This is a genomic window from Frankia alni ACN14a, from assembly GCF_000058485.1.
Classification (GTDB): Bacteria; Actinomycetota; Actinomycetes; order Frankiales; family Frankiaceae; genus Frankia; species Frankia alni.
The window spans coordinates 6889782-6908421 of the sequence record NC_008278.1; the positions used below are offsets into that span (position 1 = coordinate 6889782).

Consider the following 18640-nt stretch of genomic DNA (forward strand, 5'->3'; position numbering starts at 1 on the left):
GAAGCTCACGCACCCTGCGTCGGCTCGACCCCGCCGTCGACAGCCGCCGATCCGTGCGGCCGGGTAGCGGAACCCAGACCGAGCAAGGCGTGCACGCCGGCGGTGGGCACCACGTACCGCCGGCCCACGCGCAGCACTGGGCAGGGAAACTCGCCCCGCCGAGCGAGCTCGTAGCCCAGAGTCCGACCCAGGCCCAGCGCACGGCAGGCAGTCGGCACATCGATCGTCGCCGGCAGCGCCAGCACCTCATCCCGCGACATGCTTGATCCCATGGGGCAACCCCTCCGGAGAGCCGGACGTGCCGTCACCTCGCTGGAGTGCCGCGGAGCACGCCAGCGGAAGCGGACACCACCGCTGACCTGGCGGGATCCGTCACGCTCCAACCCGTCGCCTCGTCGAGACCGCCTTTTCGGTCCCGGATAGCCCCGGCCGGCGGCGCGTCCCGCACATCTGACAGGTCATCGTCGAGGCCATCGCGGACGCCATCCGCCCTGCGCAGAGTCTCTCGGTAGCGGGTCCGATCCGTCGTTCCACTCCAAGAAGGCGGCGGCTCGGGATGTCACCGGCGATCAGCGGCTGACCAGCCATGGGGAACCTTGTCGGGAAGAACTCCGGGAAGGTCGACCGGAGAGCCGGGAAACGTTCCCCGCACCGCCACGTCGCCGAAAACGGCGTCGGCCGTGCCCACCGGACAGGTGAGAACGCGGGACGCGCCGCCGGCTCAACCCGCCGTCCGGCACTGCGGCCCAGCCGGTCGGCTTCGGCCGATCCCCGCCGCGGGGGTCACGACGAGCGTCCTCGATACGCGGCAGAAATTTGGCACGAGCACGTCGCCTGGTTCCGGCGTCCATGAGCTGCCATTCGGCTACGCAGCGAGCCCAACCTCATCGCTACATAGACGTAGAATCTACGTAGACATAGACTACGTAAGCGATGCACTGTGGGACGGAGGTTGTGGTGGAGAAGCAGTCAGAGGACCCGTGTGTCTGTGGGTGCGGCCAGCCAGCCGGTCAGGGGAGTCGTTACGCCGGGGCCGGGGAGACGGAGCGCATGCGGCATCGGGCCCGCGCCCAATACTCCCGCCGCCGGGCGAACGCCGACGGCGAACGCGAGGACGGCGCCGCCGAGGACCTGCTTGCGCGCCTCGGGCTGGCCGACGCCCCGGTCATCGGACTCGCGGAACGGCTTGCCGTCCTGGCCGGGGACGTTGGGGGGCTGGCGGCCCTCGTCGGGCGCCGCGCTGCCGCGCTCGACGAGGACACCGTTCTCCGGCGGATCGAGGCAGTGACCGCCGAGGCCACCGGTCGCGCCGAAGCCGCCGAGAACCAGGCCCGCCAGGCTCGCGAAACCTTGCGGCACACCGAGGACGAGCTGCGCGCCGCGCTGCGTGCCCGCGATGAAGCCGACACCGACGCGGCCTCCGCCGCCGAGGCTGCGGAAGCCGCGGAGCACCGCGCCGTCGAGGCGACCAACCGCGCCGACGATGCCGACCGCGCGGCCACCGAAGCGCAGGCCGACCGCGACCGTGTCCAGGCCGAGACATCGGGTCGGGTCAGTTCCCTCGAACGCGACCACGCACACGCCTTGGCCGAGTTGCGCGCCGAGCACGCCGCGCAACTGCACGACCTGTACCGCGACCACGCGCAGGCCCTCGCTGACCTCCGAGTCGATCACGCAGCCGTGCTGGCAACGGAACGCCAGGCAGCCGCCGAGGCGCGGGCGGATGCTCGTGGCCGCGCCGAACGGGCCGAAGCCCACGCCGACTCGTTGGCGGCCGACAACACCCGCCTGCATACCGAGGTTGATCGGCTCCGGGCCCAGCTCGATACGCTGCGGGCCGAGCAGGCGCGGCCCCAGGATGGCAGCCTCTCCGGCGACGACAATGGCGCTCCCGGTGCCCCCAGCAGCGACTCCGTGCCCGATTCCTCAGCTGATGCGCATGCGGCCATCTCTTCACCAGCGCCCCGGGAGGGCTGACGTCCAGCACGCGACGGAACGGCATCGTGATCACTCCGACCCGTCGAGCGCCACCGATCGTGTAGATGATTCGTGTAGGCACATGGGAAGGTTCCCGCCGCTGACGCGGCCGAGAACCTTCAGGGAAGATCGGAAACGCGGGGGCCACGTGGCCCCCGCGTCTGAGCTGGGCCAGCCTCACCGCCCCCGCCTGCTGCTGTGGCTACTCGACCGGGAGGACTGGGGCGGCGCCAAAGCAAGACTGTGATGGATGTCGGACAGATGAATCACTGTCGGACGACACCGGCTTCCCGGGCGCGACCTCGCGCCTGTCCGGCTGGGAGAGTCCGTCAGTGAACCTCTTCGGCGGCGCCGGTCACCCACCCCGTTGATCGCTGTCAACGGCCACGCGAGCCCCGCCGGTTACCCTGACAGGAGCGCCGCGAGCGTTCCCGCGGCTTTTGGGCCGAGACTCTCCGGCCGAGGTAGCTGCCCGACCGGCGCCGGGCGATAGAACTTGAACCCTAACTTGGCGATCCTCCGATCAGCTGATATGGAGAACGTCCAGGTCAGAGAGTTAGTTTTAGTGTTTCCCCGTGGACTCTTGGCGAGCTACACCGGCCTGTGTTGCCGCCGATATAGCAATCCGATCATGACCCAGACGATCTCTACCGCATCTCGAGACGGCGGCGTTTTTCGAGGCGAACAGTACCACTCGGCGATCACCGGACCGCAGGAGACTCTTCAACGGCCAGTGAGGCCTGGTGTTGTTGGCTTCCGCAAGCGTGCGGGAGATCGGTGGGTTCGTGTGAGGGGTTACGATCGTAGCCGTCAGCGTGTGTGCCTGATAGTTATACGGGGGCGGGAATGTCACGTCGGCAGGTCGCGGCGGTCGGTGGTGGCATCACATTCGCGATGGCGGGCGCGGCGGGGGCCGCGGGCGGCCAGCTCGGCGGCCATGCACTGTGGGCGTGGGTGTGCCTGCTAGTCGCCGTGCTCGTCGGTGGCGTGGTCACAGGGTGGGTGGCGTGGCGGACGACGGATCCGGATCCTGTCCCGCCGCCGGACGATCCTCCGTCTCCGCCGCCGTCAGGTAGCCCGCGCGTCGGGGACGTCCGGATCGGTGGCGTGTCGGCGTCAGATGGCGGTCAGGTTGCGGGAGTGAACTTCGGGCAAATGATCCAACATCGAGATGGTGCTGGCTCGTGACGCAGACGCCGCAGCATTTCTCGACGGCTTCGGGCGATGACCGGGCGTCGCAGTACGATGCTCAGATCAAGGTAGGTGACCTGTCGGCACCAGGTGGCGGGCAGGCTGTCGGCATCAACTACGGCACGGCGGTTCAGCAATATTTCCAGGGGCCATTCCGGTTGTTACGACAGGCCGTGATCGACCTTGATCCGCTACCAGGTGATCTACGGCTCGTCGATCCCGAGGAGCCGACTAACCCAGTAGGCTTGTTCCGGGGTCGGGAAAAGCTGATCGGGAAGATCGACGCCTTCCTGGCCTTGTGTGTACAGCGGCGGCGGGGTGGATTCCTATTAGTCGAGGCCGAGGCGGGGATGGGGAAGTCAGCCCTGGCGGCCTATCTGGCATTCACTCGAGCGTGGCCGGCGCATTTCACCCGGCTGGCAGAGGGGCGAGATTCGGCGACGGCGCGGCGGAACCTGGCCGCACAGCTCATCGCGCGGTGGAAGCTGACAGATGCGGCGCCGGGCGGGGTTCTTCCCGAGGGCGCGGGGACTACGGGGTGGTTGCACGGCCGGTTGTGCGACTCGGCCACAGCGCGGGACCGAGACGATCCCGGCGTACCGGTGGTACTGCTTATCGACGGCTTGGACGAGGCACCGGTCTCGGTGGGTGGTGAGCTCCCGTTGGGGTTGCCGCCGAACTTGCCGGCGGGCACGGTGATCGTGGCGACGACCCGACCGAAGTCGATACGGATACCGGCCGGATCCCGGGTGGTGGAACGCATCGATGTGGAAAGTGAGGCGAACCGGACGGATCTACTAGACTATCTGACTGTGGTGACCGCACGGGATCCGCTGCTCTCCGAGCCACTGAATCGTGCCCAGATGGATTCTCACCGGTTCTGCCGGACCTTGGTGGAGAGGTCCGGCGGAGTGTGGATCTACGCTCTATCGATCCTCGATCAGATCCGGGACCACGGCCGGTCGCCTAAGGGAGTGGACCGGCTGCCAGCGAGCCTAGCGGGGTATTATGCAGAAAACGTGCGACGCTGGCAAGATGAACTTGGTGACCATCTGTGGGAAACTGCCGGATTACCGGTACTGACAACGGTCACGGCAATCCGAGAGCCTATGTCCGTGGCGCGGATCGCCGCATGGGCCGATGTTCCTCCGGCAATGACGCGCACGATCCTTCGAGGAATGTTGAAACCTTTTCTAGCGGTCCGTCGCGGCGGTGACCCAGACCTGTACGTACCGCGGCATCAAAGCCTCCGAGACTTCTGCGACGGCACGTCCCTGCTCGACAGCGACGACGATGGATTGCGGGAGCTGGCCTACGATCTGGCTGCAGCGACTCGTGCGGCCCATCGTCGTATCGCCGTGGCGGTGGAACCGTCGGGTCCGGTGGGGCGACGGGACTGGGCTGTCGCGGGCCGGTACGCCCGGACGTATCTCGCCGAACATGCCGCGCTCGGCGGCCAACTCGACGAGCTCATCACCGACCCGCAGTTCGGACTTTTTGTTGGTGTGGCATGCCTGCTGCGTCAGCGCCGGCACCTGACCACAGCCGAGGCCAAGAAGGCACTTGCCGCACTGGAACTGGCAGCCGGCCATAACAACGATGACGCATTGTGGCTGCGATGGATAGAGGTGTCTGCCCGCAAGATGCGCGCCGACACGTTTGCTGACCGCGCCGCGTCCCTCGTCGACGAGACCTGGCATCCAATCCGGGCCATGTGGACAGGTAACAGCCACCGCACCCTCATCGGCCACACCAAAACGGTGCGCGCGGTGACGGCAGTGCCGCTGCGTGACGGCAGGACGCTACTCGCCTCCGCTGGCGACGACGGATCCATACGGTTGTGGGATCCGATCGAGGGCACCCCCGCGGGCACCCTCACCGGCCACACCGCCAGGGTGTTCGCGCTGGCCGTGGTACCGCTGCGTGACGGCAGGACGCTGCTCGCCTCCGCTGGCGACGACGGATCCATACGGTTGTGGGATCCGATCGAGGGCACCCCCGCCGGCACCCTCACCGGCCACACCGTCGGAGGATTCTCGCTGGCCGTGGTACCGCTGACTGACGGCAGAACACTGCTCGCCTCCGCCGGGGCCGACAAGGCGGTGCGGCTGTGGGATCCGGTCGCCGGCACCCTTGCCGGCACTCTTACCGGCCACACCGACTGGGTGCGCGCGGTGACAGCAGTGCCGCTACCCGACGGCGGGACGCTGCTCGCTACCGCCGGGGACGACAGAGCGGTGCGGTTGTGGGATCCGATTGAGGGCACCCCCGCCGGCACCCTCACCGGCCACACCGACTGGGTGAACGCCCTGACGGCCGTGCCGCTGCCCGACGGCGGGACGCTGCTCGCCTCCGCCGGGTCCGACGGGTCGGTTCGGCTGTGGGATCCGATCACCGCCACCCTCACCGGCCATACCGGCCGGGTGAACGCCCTGGCGGTGGTGCCGCTGCCCGACGACGGGGCGCTGCTCGCCTCCGCAGGTAACGATGGCTCGGTGCGGTTGTGGGATCCGATCGCCGCCACCGCTGTCGGTACCCTCACCGGCCACACCGCCGGTGTCCGCGCGGTGACAGCAGTGCCGCTACCCGACGGCGGGACGCTGCTCGCTACCGCCGGGGACGACAGAGCGGTGCGGTTGTGGGATCCGATTGAGGGCACCCCCGCCGGCACCCTCACCGGCCACACCGACTGGGTGAACGCCCTGACGGCCGTGCCGCTGCCCGACGGCGGGACGCTGCTCGCCTCCGCCGGGTCCGACGGGTCGGTTCGGCTGTGGGATCCGATCACCGCCACCCTCACCGGTACTCTGAGCAGCCACACCGACTGGGTGCGCACGCTGGCCGCGGTGCCGCTACCTGGCGGCGGGATACTGCTCGCCTCCGCTGGAGCCGAGGGGTCTCTGCGGTTGTGGGATCCGACCGAGGGCACTCCTGCCGGTATTCTCACCGGCCACACCGGTTGGGTACGCACGCTGGCCGCGGTGCCGCTACCTGGCGGCGGGACGCTGCTCGCCTCCGCAGGTAACGATGGCTCGGTGCGGTTGTGGGATCCGATCGCCGCCACCGCTGTCGGTGCCCTCACTGGCCACACGGCCGGGGTGAATGCGTTGACCGCAGTACCGCTGCCTGACAGCCGGATACTCCTCGCCTCCGCCGGGGACGACGGATCAGTGCGCTTGTGGAACCCAGTCACCGCCGTCGCAGTCGGTGCCCTCACCGGCCACACCGAGCCAGTCAACGCGGTGGCAACGCTGGCGCTGCCCGACGGCCGGGTACTGCTCGCTTCCGCCGGATACGACGGGTCGGTGCGGTTGTGGGATCCGATCGCCGGCACCCTGGCCGGTATCCTCACTGGCCACACGGCCGGGGTGAATGCGTTGACCGCAGTACCGCTGCCTGACAGCCGGATACTCCTCGCCTCCGCCGGGGACGACGGATCAGTGCGCTTGTGGAACCCAGTCACCGCCGTCGCAGTCGGTGCCCTCACCGGCCACACCGAGCCAGTCAACGCGGTGGCAACGCTGGCGCTGCCCGACGGCCGGGTACTGCTCGCTTCCGCCGGGGATGATCGAGCGATCATCCTCTGGCAGGCGTTGGCCGGCACTGTCCTATGACGGTGACTCGCCCTCGATTCACCTTCGGCGACCTTCACCGAGGGGATCGGAGAGGGGCTCGTGAGGGTATCGACCGCTTGCTGGATCGATCCAAGGTCAGTCGGCAGCAACATCCATATCGGGGCTCGTAGAACGTTGACACATCGGTTGATCATGGATTTCTTTTGGCGCTGTGGCGGGTGCCGAGGAGCTGACAGGAGCGTACGTGCGTGTAGACGCAGGGCCGTGCAGAGCTCAGGGATGCGCTTGGCCTTCTCGATCGTCTGCTATTTGTCGGTGCCTGTGGTCTTGCTGAGAAGGTCGAGATCGCCGCGCGCGACATGGGGGTAATCAGGTTTCCGCCGCTGACGCGGCCAGGAACCTTCAGGGAAGATCGGCAAGTCGATGGCCACGTGATCCTCGAGGCCGGACTGGGTCAGTCTCGCCGCCCTCGACTCCTGGCTGCTCGGCGGGGAGGCCTGGAGCACAGTTCCGCGCGTTGAGGTGGACACCCGGCCTGGGACTGGCCTCCACGGCGACGAGATGGTCGCGCAGCGGTATCGACGAGTTCAAAGCCTCGGCCGCAGTTCGGGCGGAGCTGAGCAGGGAACGCAGCAGGGGCTCCGGCAACCTTCCTGCCTCCAGGCCCGAGGAGGTCAGCACGTCGACAAGTGCACTGCCCTGCTCACTGGTCAAGTCCGCCGCCCGCGTGTCTGGATGTCGGAGCACGTCGCGGGCGGCGTAGCCGTCTCCGGCTTTGATCACTTCGTCGGCCACCTGAGCGAGGACGCCGTTGGCTGCCGCCCGGTCGGTCGTCCTGGCGAGCGTGGCGACGGTGAGTCCGAGCTGGGCACGGAAGACCACATAGCCGGGCATCGGTTCCTGTCCGACGAAGTGCTCGATCATCTCGTCGATGTTCCGGCTGGCCGGAGTCCCGTCGGTGCACATCACGTTCAGGCAGGAGGCGACCTGGAGCTCCCATGGTTGTTCCGGGGTGCTGCCGGCCAGTGCCGTAATCGCCGCCGCTGGGCGTCCGTTCAGGCAGTGAGCCAGGATCTTCGCCTGCCGACCTTCCATGAGGTGTAGGCCGATCCCTCGGTGAGCGCGCGCATGGGCGACGGCGTCGTCCCACCGTCCGGCGAGAGCCAGTGCGCGGATTCCGTCCCCGACGAGATGCAGCCACACCCATTCGCGCAGCTTGTGATGGTCGTGTCGCGTGCCGGTGAGACCGGTCGACGGCAGGGCGTGGCCGTCGACGACCAGGTCGGTGTGAGACGTGACGGCCCGGTACATCGACGTCAGCAGCCGCAGCGCCCGGTCGTCGGCGCCGGCGCGGAAGTGGAGCCGGGCGAGGTTGAGGACGGGTTCGAGCATGTACCTGGTCTGGAGCACGGTGAGCGGACGGTCGGCGGAGCGGTAGATGTTGATGTGCTGCCAGCACAGGTCGCGGGCCAGAGTCGGCATGCCGCAGTCGCTCGCCACCAGCGCGGCTTTGTTCAGGGCGTGCGCCCCTTCGGCCAGCCCGTCCGCGCCTTCCTGCACCGCGCCCTGTGCGATGTCCGCGATCTCGTTGACGCGATCGGGGAGAGCGGGGCAGGCGGGCCGGGGACGGCCGACGAGGGGGAAGCGGCGGGAGGCGGCCAGCGTCGCGGGATTCATGGTCAGCTCCGGGGCAGGAGGGCTGTGGTCGCGGCGCGGGCGAGGATGCCCTGGCTGGCGGCGGACAGGCCGAACCGGTTCCAGTGAAAGATCAGCACATGGGTCATGATCGCCCGGACCCCACGGTCCAGGCCACCTCGCGCGGCGGCGTCGTCGAGCCGGCGGCCGGCGGTCTGGAACGCGGCAAGCCAGGGCGCGGCGTGCTCGACCGGCCCACCGGAGGTGAACAGTTCACTGGTGGACAGGTCAGGGATCGACAGGAGAGCGCGCACGTTCTGCGCCAGGCGTTCGATCCGGGCGGCGTCGGCCTCGGCTGGTGTAGGTCGCAGCCGGGCAACCCGGTCGAAGACGTCGCCGCACTCGAACACGTCGAGTCCTGCGGCGCGGAGGAGGCCGCCGAGCAGCAGGATCGACAGTTCGCGACGGCCGAGGCCGGGAGCATCATGGCGCACGTAGTCGAGCACGCCGCGGGAATCGGCGCAGAACAGGTCGTGGGCGACGTCCATCCCGGCCGTCCCGCCGAAAGCGGCGGTCTCAGGCTCGTACACCGTCGGCCACCAGCGTGCGACGACCCCGGTGTCGGTCAGCTCGTCGAGCACCCGATCGACGGCGCCGCGGTCCGCACCGGGCAGGCGCAGTCGCCAACAGGGATACTTGCGCAGGAACCACCATCCCTCGATCTCGCCGCCGGCCTGGAGTCGGTCCAGCCGCGGCCCGAGCCCGGTAGCACCGACCGCCTCGGCAGCCGACCAGTCGGGAAACTGGACACACACCTGGTAGCAGGCGTGCTCGGCGGATCGTTCCAGCGCTGCGAGCCCGGCGGCCTGGAAGACCTCGACGGCTTCGTCAAGGTCAATCGGGTCCAGAGCGCTGTTGGCCGCGGTGACCTCCAGATCGGCGCCCGCGAGCACCGCGAGGACACCGGCGGCGAGGCCGTACGGGGACGTGACGATCAGGTGATCAGCAGGCATGCGTCCCATCCCGTACGTGGCGGCCCGGTGTGCCGGGCGGTTTCCAGCGCCAGGGCCACCCCTGCGCTTCCGGTCAGCAACCCGCCCTTGTCGTCCTGATCCCCGAACGGACCTGCGTGCTGGGCCAGCCGGGCGGCCAGCGCGGGAAGCCGGCGGCCGAGGGCGGGGGTCTGCGCGTCGCGGGCGGCCCGGTAGGCGGTCTGGTAGATCCCGGCCATGCCGTGGCACAGGCCCGGCTCGGTGATCCGATCGAGCTGGATGTCGGTCAGGCTCGCGGCCAGGGCATCCTCTGCCGCTTCGACGCGTCGGGGGTCGCCAGTGGCGATCGCGGCGAGCTGCTGGGCGCGGGCGATGCCGGCCGTCCCGTAACACCACGACCCTCGGTCGGGACGAGGCTGGGCGGGACGGCCGGTCCCCAGCTCCTCCCGGGTGATCCACTGCGGCCACCACGGCCCGTCCGCGCCGTCTTGGCGCCATCGGTCGAACCAGCCGGTCAGAACGGCGATCGCCTCGGGTTGGCCGTCGACCAGGCAGCCGCGGGCGGCGGCGAGAGCGAGGAAGGCGAGCAGCCCGGCCGCGCCGTGCGCCATACCGAAGTTCGCGTGGCCGCCGGGAGTCGGCAGGATCTCATCCGGGTCGTGCGCGACCCACCATCCCGGCAGCTCGATGCTGTCCTGGCGGTGTGGCCTGGTCAGGCTGATCACGTACCGCAGGATCTCGGCGAGGACGTCGCTACCGGGACTACACCGCAACAGCAGCGCACCGATCCCCGTCAGCCCATAGAAGACGTCGAACTCGGCGAACGTGGCAGCCTCACCGCGCTCGATCCTGCCGGCCGCGGTCGCCAGACGCCGACGGGCCAGGGATAGCACGTGCTCGATCAGCGCCTCGGAGGCCGCGCGGTATCGCGGATGTTGATCGGAGACGGTGTGCAGCAGGAAGGCGAGGGCGGGCGCCCCGTAATACAGGCCGGTGTGCTCGGCGGCATCGACCGGCCCGGCCACCGCCCGCCGGATCGTCGTCCGAGCCGTCTCCCAGTCCCCGGAGCCGGCCAGGGCCCGCTCGACCTGCAGCAGCGCTGTCCCCACCGCGCCCCGGGCCAGGGATTGCCTGGTCGCCTCGGCAGCGGTGAGCGTCACCAGGCCGGTGCCCTCGGCGGGGTTCACCGGGCACCAGCCCGAGCAAGGCGGCGCAGCGCGGCGGCGCGGGCGAGTCGGCCGGTCTCCCGCTCGTGCGTCGGATCGACGCCGATGGCGCGTACGTGGTGCTCGTGCAGCAGGGTGCGAAGCACGGCTGCCGGATCGCGCTGCTCGGCGAGGGCGCGATGGTAGGCGGTCAGCGCGGTGTCCCTGGCGGCCCAGGCCGCCGCGACCGCATCCCCGCCCGGCAGGGTGCGAATGGCTCGATATCGTCCGTCGGCCTCGGCCAGGCCAAGCGCGTGGTCGCGCAGCGTCCGGTCCAGCGGCCCGTGTTCCTGACGCAGGCAGGCGACGAGCGCCCGACATCCGGATTCCGGTTCGGGGGCGAAGGCAGCGGCCAGGTGCGCCATCGACGCCGCGGCCAGCGCCTGCGCGGGAACCCCGGAGGCCTGCGCCGTCGCGATCTGCGCGATGGCGGCTGCGGTGTCGGTGGCGAACACGCGCTCGGCCGCAGCGAGCGCCGGGCCGTCGCCGTAACGGGCGGGATGCTGCGGGTGGGAGGCGAGGGTGAGCTGGCAGGGGAGCCCGCGCGCTTCCAGCTCGGACGCGAAGGCGGCCACCTTCGCGGCGGCCGGTCCGTACTGTTCGGGGCTGCCCAGGTGCAGGAACACGGCGAGATGCTGATCGGACTCGGGAAGGATCAGGTTGCGGTGCCGACGCACCCACCAGAACCGGACCAGACCATCGAGGTCGTCGAGGAACCTGGGCAGGTGAGCGGTGAGGATCTCGTCGAACCGCGCGGGGTTGCCCACCACCTGCGCGTGCAGCACCGCGGAGTCACCTGGTCGAAGGACGGCGCCTGGCGCTGCGGTCGCTGGTAGCGGCCGGGCGGGCGAGGTGATCGCGGTCAGTGGGATCAGCAGCTCTGCCGGGCGCCCGATCCATCCCTCGCAGCCGGCCGGACCGGCTTCCTGTAGCTCGACTCGCCCGGCTCGCTCCGCCTGAGCCCGTAACAGGGCCCGGTCCAGCTCCTGATCGAGGTCGAGGGGCAGGCGCAGCTCACCGTGGCACAGCACGATCCGGGCCGGCACCCGCCACCGTTGTCGCCAGGAACCCAGAGCATCCTGCGCGCCGCCGCCGGCCGGAGGGCCGGGCAGGTCCGCGGCGGTGAGAATCCAGCGGGCGGCGGCCAGCACCGTACGCCGGTACCGGATACGCGGCACGTAGGGCAGGACGCGGGCCGCGCCAAGGTCGAACCCTCCGAACCGCGCGCTGCGCGCATCGGCGACCTCGGCGAGGAACCGGGCCAGCGGTGGGCTCTGCACAACCGTGTCCAGAGCATGGGGAACCCGCGGGATCACCCGCCGACCGGTGGAGCGCTGAACCAGGTACATCTGGTCGGCATCGGCCGTTACAGCCAGGTCGTCGACCTCGATCACCCTGACATCAGGGTGGGTGGATTCAGGATGCTCCGACAGCGAGACGACGTCCGGGAGCAGCGGCGCGACGCGCACCACGTTCTCGTTGTGCGGCCGACGTGGCGGGAAGGACATCTGCACCGCCACCGCCCCGTCCGGCGCTCCCGCCTCGGGTTCCGCGGTGAACGTGGCGGCCAGCCGGGCGCGGTCGGCGTCGTCGAGCAGGTGGGCGAACCGTCCGGCCATGCTGGTGGGGGCGCGCGGCGCGGCGGTGACGCGCAGCTGGAAATCGCCGCGGTCGATCGCCTCGGTCGAGACGGCGTGCACCTCGACCCCGAGTTCGATCCGCTGTGGCGGGACGATGTCGGCGTGCTCCCCGATGGTCAACGCCTCGATGTCTGCGTCGGTCAGCTCGATCTCCTCGGCCCCGTCCACGGTGGCCTGCTGGATCAACGCCAACAGGGCGGCGTCGCGCTCGGTCAGCATCCGCCAGGCGGGCCTGGCCCGGGGCGCACCGAGATAGCCGGTGGGATATCCGAGCCCGGAGTCGGCGACCATCTCCCGGACCGGCACCAGCGCGCCGGGACCGTAACGGGCGCGGAACCGGGCGTGGTAGTCCAGCCAGGCCGCCGAGCCGAACGGCTGCGTCGTCACCCGCAGCAGCACGCTGGCCGCGAGCGCAGCCTCGGTCAACACCCGCTCGGGGACAGCGATCCGCGCGTCGAGCCGCACGTCGGCGGCCAGCGCGTGCCCGGCGACGGGGACGAGCGCGGTCATCTGCCCGATGACCGCGTTCCGGATCTTCGCCGCCTGCTCCAGGTTGGAGGTGCTGTTGTGGCAAGCCAGCTGCGCGCTGATGTCGTCGAGTTCGTGCAGCAGCGCGCCGAGGTCGGCCAGGTCCTCTCCCCCGGCCGAACGTAACGCGCAGATCAGATAGGCCAAGGCGTCGACGGCCGTCATCGGTGGCCACAGGCTCGTGATCAGGAAGCCCCCGTCGACCAGACCGTCCAGCACCATGCGGATCTTGCCTGGGGAGGCGGACGGGAACCTGGTGGTCATCCGGGCGGCGAGGGCGTCGAGCCGGATCGGCGAGCCGGCCGCAGCCAGCGCGACCTGGACGGGCCGGGTGAGCCGTACCGACGACTCCCGCAGCGGCCCCGGAGATGATGCGCCCACCTCGGCCCGGCTGTGCACGATGACCCGGCCATCCCGCACGGTCCGGGTGTTGTCGGCCACCACCGTCAGCCGGGGGCGCAGCTCCGGGCGTCGTTCGAGCTGGTCGATCAGCGTCGTGACCCATTCCGCGTCCGCCCGCACCACCGCCCGGTGCCCCGCCCCCACCTCGGCCATCGCGGGGCCGAGGGCGGCGGCGCCGACCCCGGCGAACAGGCCGAACGGGGTCGCGCGCCGCTGCCACCGCAGCAGATAGGACGCCACCGAGACGATGGCGCGACGCATCTCCTTCGCCGTGTGGGGCCTGGCGCCCTCGTCGAGGAGCTGGTCGATACGCGCGGCGAGAGCCGTGCTGGCCAGCTGTAGCGCCTCGCGTACCTCCGGGCGCACCCAGATCTTCGCCAACCATGCCCGGCCTTCCTGCTCGACCGCGGCAGGGTCGGACAGGTTCAGCCAGGTCGGCAGCTCGAGGTCGCCGGGGTCCGTGGTCGCACGAACCAGGACGGCGCCGGTGTGCTGGAAGCGCAGGGACACGGTCATGGCGATCCCATCTCGTCGCACCGGACCGCAGCCGCCGCCGGCGCCGGCGCCCAGCGACTCAGGCGGCGGCGCGCCGCGTCAGGACGGGTCGTTGGACGCGGTGCTGCAGGCGCTGGTGCTGCAGCTGCTGCCGCAGCCATCGCTCGTGTCACACATCATGATCACGAGTCGCGTGGTGGACTCCACCACGCGCATGTCGAGCTCGAACTCCGCGTCGTCGATCGCGGAGTCCGTGGACTCGGGGCGATCGACCGCAAGCACTGGCGACATTGAGGCGACTCCTCACGTTGCTGGGGTTGGGGTGGTGCTTCCTGGCCTGCGGTGATGGTCAGCGGGCGGTCGGCCAGGAGATCGTGACCAGGCCGTGGGTCTTCTCCAACGCCGCCGTGCCCTCGCCGATCGGGGTGCGGTCGGCGCCGGTCGGCCAGTAGGCGAAGGTGGGGGCCGGGCCGCTTCGGGCCCAGCGGTCCCAGGCCTGGATCTGTTCGACCATGGCGGTGGCGGCGGTCTCGCCGCGTGCCCCATAGGCGCGCGCGCCGAACTCGACTCCGGCGCCTTCCAGGGCCGGGCGCACCGCCAGGTAGGCGAAGGAGTCATCGCGCACGACCCCGAAGGGGAACCAGCTCCGGCGTTCCGCGGCCAGATCAGTTCCCTCATCCACCGCCAGCTTGCAGAATCCGCGCAGGAAGCTGGCGAACCACAGGTGCAGGTCGGCGAACGAGACGCCATGCCTGATCGTGACCCCGGACCACCTCTCGTCGCGCTCGGTCGCCAGGACTCCGTCCAGCAGACTCATGTCCTGCGGCACGTCGCCGTCGAATCGCAGCTTGACGTTGCGGCCCTGCGCGTCGGGAAGCAGGAAGACCCGCTCGTCATGTGCGCCCGATCCCTGCATCGGGACGAACCCGCACACCTGCGCCGAGGTGCTCACCAGATGGTCACCCTCGCGGCGGAAGCCGATCGAGCGAGTGATTCCGTTCATCCGCAGCGGAACGACGATCCTGCCGTCCTCGGACAACTGCGCAAGCCAGGTCGGCGCGATGTCCCACGCTCCGACCGTCACAAGAATTGCGTCGACCCTCTCGTCGAGGTCGGGCACGCCGTCCTCGGCGTCGGCCCGCACAACCGTGACCCGGCCGCCGTACCCGGTCGCCTCCAGCAGAGCGCTGGCCCGGTCGGTCACCTCCGAGTCGATGTCCACGCTGACCACGCGGCCACTCGGACCGACGACCTCGGCCAGGAGAGCGGCATTGAAGCCACCGCCGCCGATCTCCAGCACGCTCATGCCGGGCCCGAGCCCGGCCTGCTCGATCATCTGGGCCTGGATGAACGGAGCGCTGACCGAGGAGATGATCACGCCGTCCTGGTCGCGTTTGACCGCCACCGAGTCGTCGGCGTTGTAGGAGACCTCCAGCGGCGTGCCCTCGGGGACGAACAGGTGCCGCGGCACCGTGCGGAAGGCCCGCTCGACGACGGGCGAGGTAATCACGCCGTCCGCGCGAAGCTTGTCCGTCAGGGCATTACGGATCTCCGTCGCCCGGTCGCGACCGGTGGACGTGTCAACCATCTGAGTCATCCAGCTGCTCTCTGCCAGTCGGTGGTGAGGATCGGCCAGTCGTGGTGCGGATCGCCTGCCTCCGTCGCCAGGGACAGCGACTATTCAATATTGGAGTGAATATCAGGCAGCATGCCACAGCCTGGCAGCCCGGGGAAGGAGGTTACGGCTGAAAGTCGCGGGCGATGGTGCCCAGCCGGGCCCGCGCCGACTCGCCGAACTCGGCGGCGTTCGCCATCACCTCGAACAGCTGCAGGTAGGTGGCGATGTCGCGGGGGTCGGTGACCGCGACGGTGGCGTGCTCCAGGCCGATGGTGACCAGGCGTTCGTCGAAGATCTCGTACCCGTGCAGCGGGATGTCGCCGGGACGGGCGGTCAGCGGGATCACGCCGATCCGGACGTTGCTCAGGGTCGACAGCGAGGCGATGTGAGCGGCCTGGGCGGCCATGACGTCGTCCGGGCAGAACCGCCAGCGCAGAGCCGCCTCGGTCAGGATGAAGGTGAACTGCTTGCCCGGCGCGTGCAGCGCCTGCTGACGCTGCTGGCGGGCGGCGACCGTCCGAGCCAGTTCCGCGCCGGTCAGCGCAAGCGTGAACACCCGCCGCATGTACTCGGCGGTCTGCAGCAGGCCGGAGATCCCGCCCGGGGTGAAGTACCGCAGGACGGTCGCGTCCGCCTCGACCTCGCCGATCTCGGCCTGCTTGCGGGCGGCGCCGCGATGCAGAATCGTCCGGTTGCTTTCCAGCGTGGCATGCAGGCGGGCGGCCAGGGCGAGCAGCGCGGAGCGTTCCTGCCCGTTGGCCCGGTAGAGGTCGAGCAGGATCTCGACATCGTGTTCGGACGGCAGCAGCCGGCCGTTCTCCAACTTCGAGATCTTGGGCTGGGACATGCCGGTGCTCGCCGCCGCCTGCACGCCCGTCAGCCCGGTCGCCCGACGGAGCTCACGCAGGCGGGCAGCGAGGGTCTCGCGGTCGGCGACGTAGCGTTCCGGGTCCATTCAGCCGCGGTTCCTCGGATCTGTGACCGTCACGCAGGCCAATCCTGCCAGTTCCGCCGCCAGTACTGCGGATGCCCGGCCCAGTAGGCGGGGAAGGGGACCGCCGCCGCCAAGGCCGCGTCCCGGAACGAGACGTGTGCGGCTGCGGCGATCGGATCGTCGAGGAGCTCACCGCCGACGAAGTTGCCCGCCGCGTCGTAGTGCATCCGCAGGACGAGCCGCTCGTCGAACATCCACCAGTCGTAGTCGGGCAGGGCCGGCGGGTCGGGAGTCTCCGCCAGGTCGAGCACGAAGGTGCGCTGCCCGGCCCGCTCGGTCGCCGGGTAGGACCACTCGCATTCCCAGCGCTCGTAGGCGCTCAGCGGACCCTGCAGCACCCGCACCTTGCGGAACCTCAGCCCGCCGGCGACCCGGTCATGGATCTCCGCCAGCCACGCCGTCGGCTCGCTGGCCTGGTCGTAAGGCTCACCAGCCAGGTAGGCGTGTAGCCGTGGCTGCTCGACCGTCGTGCTGTACGTGTGGTGGCCCTCCAGCCGGAACCACTCCGACCGCGCGTCGTTGAACAGCGGGTCGAGCTCGGACTCACTCAACACGCCCGAGCACCTCGGCTACCAGCTCGGCCGGGATCTCCACCACCGACTCGCCCGAGGGAAGCGCGCCGAGCTGCCCCAGCGCTTCCTCGTCGGTGACGTTCCAGCCCTGGACGATCACGGTGCCGCGATCGGTCCGGTACAGGGTGGGGCAGGTCTTGACGTCGTTGCAGGTGCCGCGGACACGGTCGATCTTCACAGGATCTCCTTCGGGAGCCGGGCCGACTCCAGAATCATGCACGACCAAAGTGAATATGCCAAGCGGCCCAGGTATAGACTGCGCCAGGCCGGGGTGGCTCTCGGTCGATCGGTCTACCTCGGCGAGGGGCCGGACCGCCCAGCCGACCGGGACCCGGGACTGGAGCAGAGCAACGTCGCCGCGCCGAGCACGGATACCGCAAAGAGCCGAAGGGATGGATACCGACGGCGAAGGAGGTCGCCTTTCGTTCTCACCACGGTGGCGCGGTCCCGCCGCCGCGGTCAGCCCGCTACAGGTTGAACTCCCGCTACAGGTTGAACTCGCCGTCGCGGGCACCAGCCAGGAAGGCGGCCCACTCGCTCGGGGTGAAGACGAGTACCGGGCCGTCGGGGTCCTTCGAGTCACGGACGGCCACGACGTCCGCGACACGGGCGATCTCCACGCAGTTGGTCTGGGTGGCACTGTGGCTCGACTTGCGCCACTCGGCTCCGGAGAGGTCCACCGCGGCTCACCTCCGTTCGTAGCCGTCGGCCGCGGACGTCAGGAACTCCGCGGACCTGATGGGGTCGAGTGCTTGTCCTGCCAGCGTATCGGCGGCTTGTAGGAAGGGCCGGACGTCGGCGGGTTCGTCGACGAAGAGGCTGGATCGCAGGTGCTCGAGGTGGACGATGCTCGGCGCCTTGTCGAAGTCGAAGGCGACATAGGAGCCGTGCACGCCGAGGTGCGCGCCGACCCCGAACGGGATGACCTGCACGGTGATCGAGGGGCGACGACCGGCGGCGATGAGTTGGCGGAGTTGGCTGGCCATGACGTCCGCGCTGCTCACGGGCCTGCGGATCACCGCCTCGTCGAGGAGCACGTGCAGTTCGGGTGGGTCGGATCGGCTGAGCACGGTCTGTCGGCCGAGGCGGGTGACCACGCGGGCTTCGACCTCGTGCGCAGCGACCCCGCCGTCGACCATGACCGCACGGGCGTAGTCGGCCGTCTGAAGCAGGCCCGGAACCAGCAGCATCGAGACATCCACGATCCGCCTGGCCTGCGACTCGAATCCGATCAAAGCGGGGAGCTGGCTCGGTAGTCCGGGCAGGCCGGTCTCCCACCAGCCGGGGCGGTCAACTTCGCGGGCGAGGGACAGCAGCCGCTCGCGCTCTGGGCCCGTGACCTTGTAGACGACGAGAAGCGCGGCCACATCCTCGGCGCTGATGCCCCGCAGGCCGTTCTCCAGTCGGCTCAGGGTGCTCGGGGACCAGCCAAGCTGCGCGGCGACGGAGCGGCTGGTGAGTCCATGACCTGCCCGCAGGTCCCGCAACTCGGCGCCGAGGCCACGAGCACGCGCGGACGGTGGTCGCCGGGGCATCACCACTCCCCTTTCGATCATGATCTCGGTCAGATCGGACGCTACACGGGCCAGGCCCGCGGGACCTTTTCGACCCTTGCGCGCCGTTGCAGCAACGTTCATAGTTGCTGCAACATCCGCATCGTAGCGAGTCGATCGCCTCATGGGGTCGCGCGCGGCACCGGAGGCATCCGGTCGGGAAGGGACGGGGTGAAGATCCTTGGAGACGAACTCATCCACCACCTGGAGAGCCGGCGAGGTCAGCCAGTCCCCGCCACCAGATCCTGCGGCCGCCGGGTTGC

General features: G+C 69.9%; 14 protein-coding genes. 2 read left to right on the forward strand and 12 right to left on the reverse strand.

Annotated features, from left to right (window positions below; genetic code table 11):
- Positions 1-5 precede the first annotated feature (5 nt).
- On the reverse strand, positions 6-260 hold the full coding sequence (locus tag FRAAL_RS27640) for a helix-turn-helix transcriptional regulator (RefSeq protein ID WP_050997270.1): 255 nt from the start codon (positions 258-260) through the stop codon (positions 6-8).
- A 790-nt stretch (positions 261-1050) separates the two neighbouring features.
- Between FRAAL_RS27640 and FRAAL_RS27645 the strand changes: the two genes are divergently transcribed.
- Both FRAAL_RS27645 and FRAAL_RS27655 read left to right on the forward strand, forming a co-directional pair.
- Positions 1051-1977, forward strand: a complete 927-nt coding sequence (locus FRAAL_RS27645; RefSeq protein WP_041939874.1) for a coiled-coil domain-containing protein — start codon at positions 1051-1053, stop codon at positions 1975-1977.
- Between the two features lie 1184 nt (positions 1978-3161).
- Positions 3162-6782, forward strand: a complete 3621-nt coding sequence (locus FRAAL_RS27655; RefSeq protein WP_011607387.1) for an NACHT and WD repeat domain-containing protein — start codon at positions 3162-3164, stop codon at positions 6780-6782.
- Between the two features lie 363 nt (positions 6783-7145).
- Here FRAAL_RS27655 and FRAAL_RS27660 read toward each other — a convergent pair whose 3' ends face one another.
- The 11 genes from FRAAL_RS27660 to FRAAL_RS27710 all read right to left on the reverse strand — a co-directional run bounded on the left by FRAAL_RS27660 (position 7146) and on the right by FRAAL_RS27710 (position 18581).
- Positions 7146-8420, reverse strand: a complete 1275-nt coding sequence (locus tag FRAAL_RS27660) for a hypothetical protein (protein WP_011607388.1) — start codon at positions 8418-8420, stop codon at positions 7146-7148.
- 2 nt (positions 8421-8422) lie between these two features.
- Positions 8423-9391 carry a thiopeptide-type bacteriocin biosynthesis protein gene (locus tag FRAAL_RS27665; protein ID WP_011607389.1) on the reverse strand — a complete coding sequence of 323 codons (969 nt, stop codon included), beginning with the start codon at positions 9389-9391 and terminating at the stop codon, positions 8423-8425.
- Positions 9373-10557 (reverse strand): lanthionine synthetase C family protein, encoded by a 1185-nt coding sequence (locus FRAAL_RS27670; protein ID WP_197537229.1) that lies wholly within the window; start codon positions 10555-10557, stop codon positions 9373-9375. Before FRAAL_RS27670 ends, FRAAL_RS27665 begins: the two co-directional genes overlap by 19 nt.
- Positions 10554-13661, reverse strand: coding sequence for a lantibiotic dehydratase (locus FRAAL_RS27675; RefSeq protein ID WP_041939876.1), 3108 nt, complete (start codon positions 13659-13661; stop codon positions 10554-10556). The genes FRAAL_RS27670 and FRAAL_RS27675 overlap by 4 nt, the downstream gene beginning before the upstream one ends.
- Before the next feature lie 78 nt (positions 13662-13739).
- Positions 13740-13931, reverse strand: a complete 192-nt coding sequence (locus FRAAL_RS27680; RefSeq protein ID WP_011607392.1) for an FxLD family lanthipeptide — start codon at positions 13929-13931, stop codon at positions 13740-13742.
- 58 nt (positions 13932-13989) lie between these two features.
- Positions 13990-15228: a methyltransferase, FxLD system gene (gene fxlM, locus FRAAL_RS27685; protein ID WP_231861382.1), complete on the reverse strand. Its 1239-nt coding sequence runs from the start codon at positions 15226-15228 to the stop codon at positions 13990-13992.
- Positions 15229-15379: 151 nt separating this feature from the next.
- Positions 15380-16213, reverse strand: coding sequence for a helix-turn-helix domain-containing protein (locus FRAAL_RS27690; protein WP_011607394.1), 834 nt, complete (start codon positions 16211-16213; stop codon positions 15380-15382).
- Positions 16214-16242: 29 nt separating this feature from the next.
- The gene (locus tag FRAAL_RS27695) at positions 16243-16806 is read right to left on the reverse strand and encodes a DUF6879 family protein (protein ID WP_011607395.1); all 564 of its coding nucleotides are present in this window, start codon (positions 16804-16806) and stop codon (positions 16243-16245) included.
- Complete coding sequence (locus tag FRAAL_RS27700; protein ID WP_011607396.1) at positions 16796-17002, reverse strand: hypothetical protein; 207 nt, start codon at positions 17000-17002, stop codon at positions 16796-16798. The genes FRAAL_RS27695 and FRAAL_RS27700 overlap by 11 nt, the downstream gene beginning before the upstream one ends.
- Before the next feature lie 307 nt (positions 17003-17309).
- Positions 17310-17504 carry a DUF397 domain-containing protein gene (locus tag FRAAL_RS27705; protein WP_011607398.1) on the reverse strand — a complete coding sequence of 65 codons (195 nt, stop codon included), beginning with the start codon at positions 17502-17504 and terminating at the stop codon, positions 17310-17312.
- A 6-nt stretch (positions 17505-17510) separates the two neighbouring features.
- Positions 17511-18581: a helix-turn-helix domain-containing protein gene (locus FRAAL_RS27710; RefSeq protein WP_231861383.1), complete on the reverse strand. Its 1071-nt coding sequence runs from the start codon at positions 18579-18581 to the stop codon at positions 17511-17513.
- Positions 18582-18640: the final 59 nt, after the last annotated feature.

What these genes read in the sequence shown, in the direction of transcription:
- FRAAL_RS27680 (WP_011607392.1), bottom strand. Translation starts at nt 13,931, where the DNA reads ATGTCGCCAGTGCTTGCGGTCGATCGCCCCGAGTCCACGGACTCCGCG.
- FRAAL_RS27660 (WP_011607388.1), bottom strand. Translation starts at nt 8,420, where the DNA reads ATGAATCCCGCGACGCTGGCCGCCTCCCGCCGCTTCCCCCTCGTCGGC.
- FRAAL_RS27640 (WP_050997270.1), bottom strand. Translation starts at nt 260, where the DNA reads ATGTCGCGGGATGAGGTGCTGGCGCTGCCGGCGACGATCGATGTGCCG.
- FRAAL_RS27675 (WP_041939876.1), bottom strand. Translation starts at nt 13,661, where the DNA reads ATGACCGTGTCCCTGCGCTTCCAGCACACCGGCGCCGTCCTGGTTCGT.
- fxlM (WP_231861382.1), bottom strand. Translation starts at nt 15,228, where the DNA reads ATGGTTGACACGTCCACCGGTCGCGACCGGGCGACGGAGATCCGTAAT.
- FRAAL_RS27645 (WP_041939874.1), top strand. Translation starts at nt 1,051, where the DNA reads ATGCGGCATCGGGCCCGCGCCCAATACTCCCGCCGCCGGGCGAACGCC.
- FRAAL_RS27665 (WP_011607389.1), bottom strand. Translation starts at nt 9,391, where the DNA reads ATGCCTGCTGATCACCTGATCGTCACGTCCCCGTACGGCCTCGCCGCC.
- FRAAL_RS27690 (WP_011607394.1), bottom strand. Translation starts at nt 16,213, where the DNA reads ATGGACCCGGAACGCTACGTCGCCGACCGCGAGACCCTCGCTGCCCGC.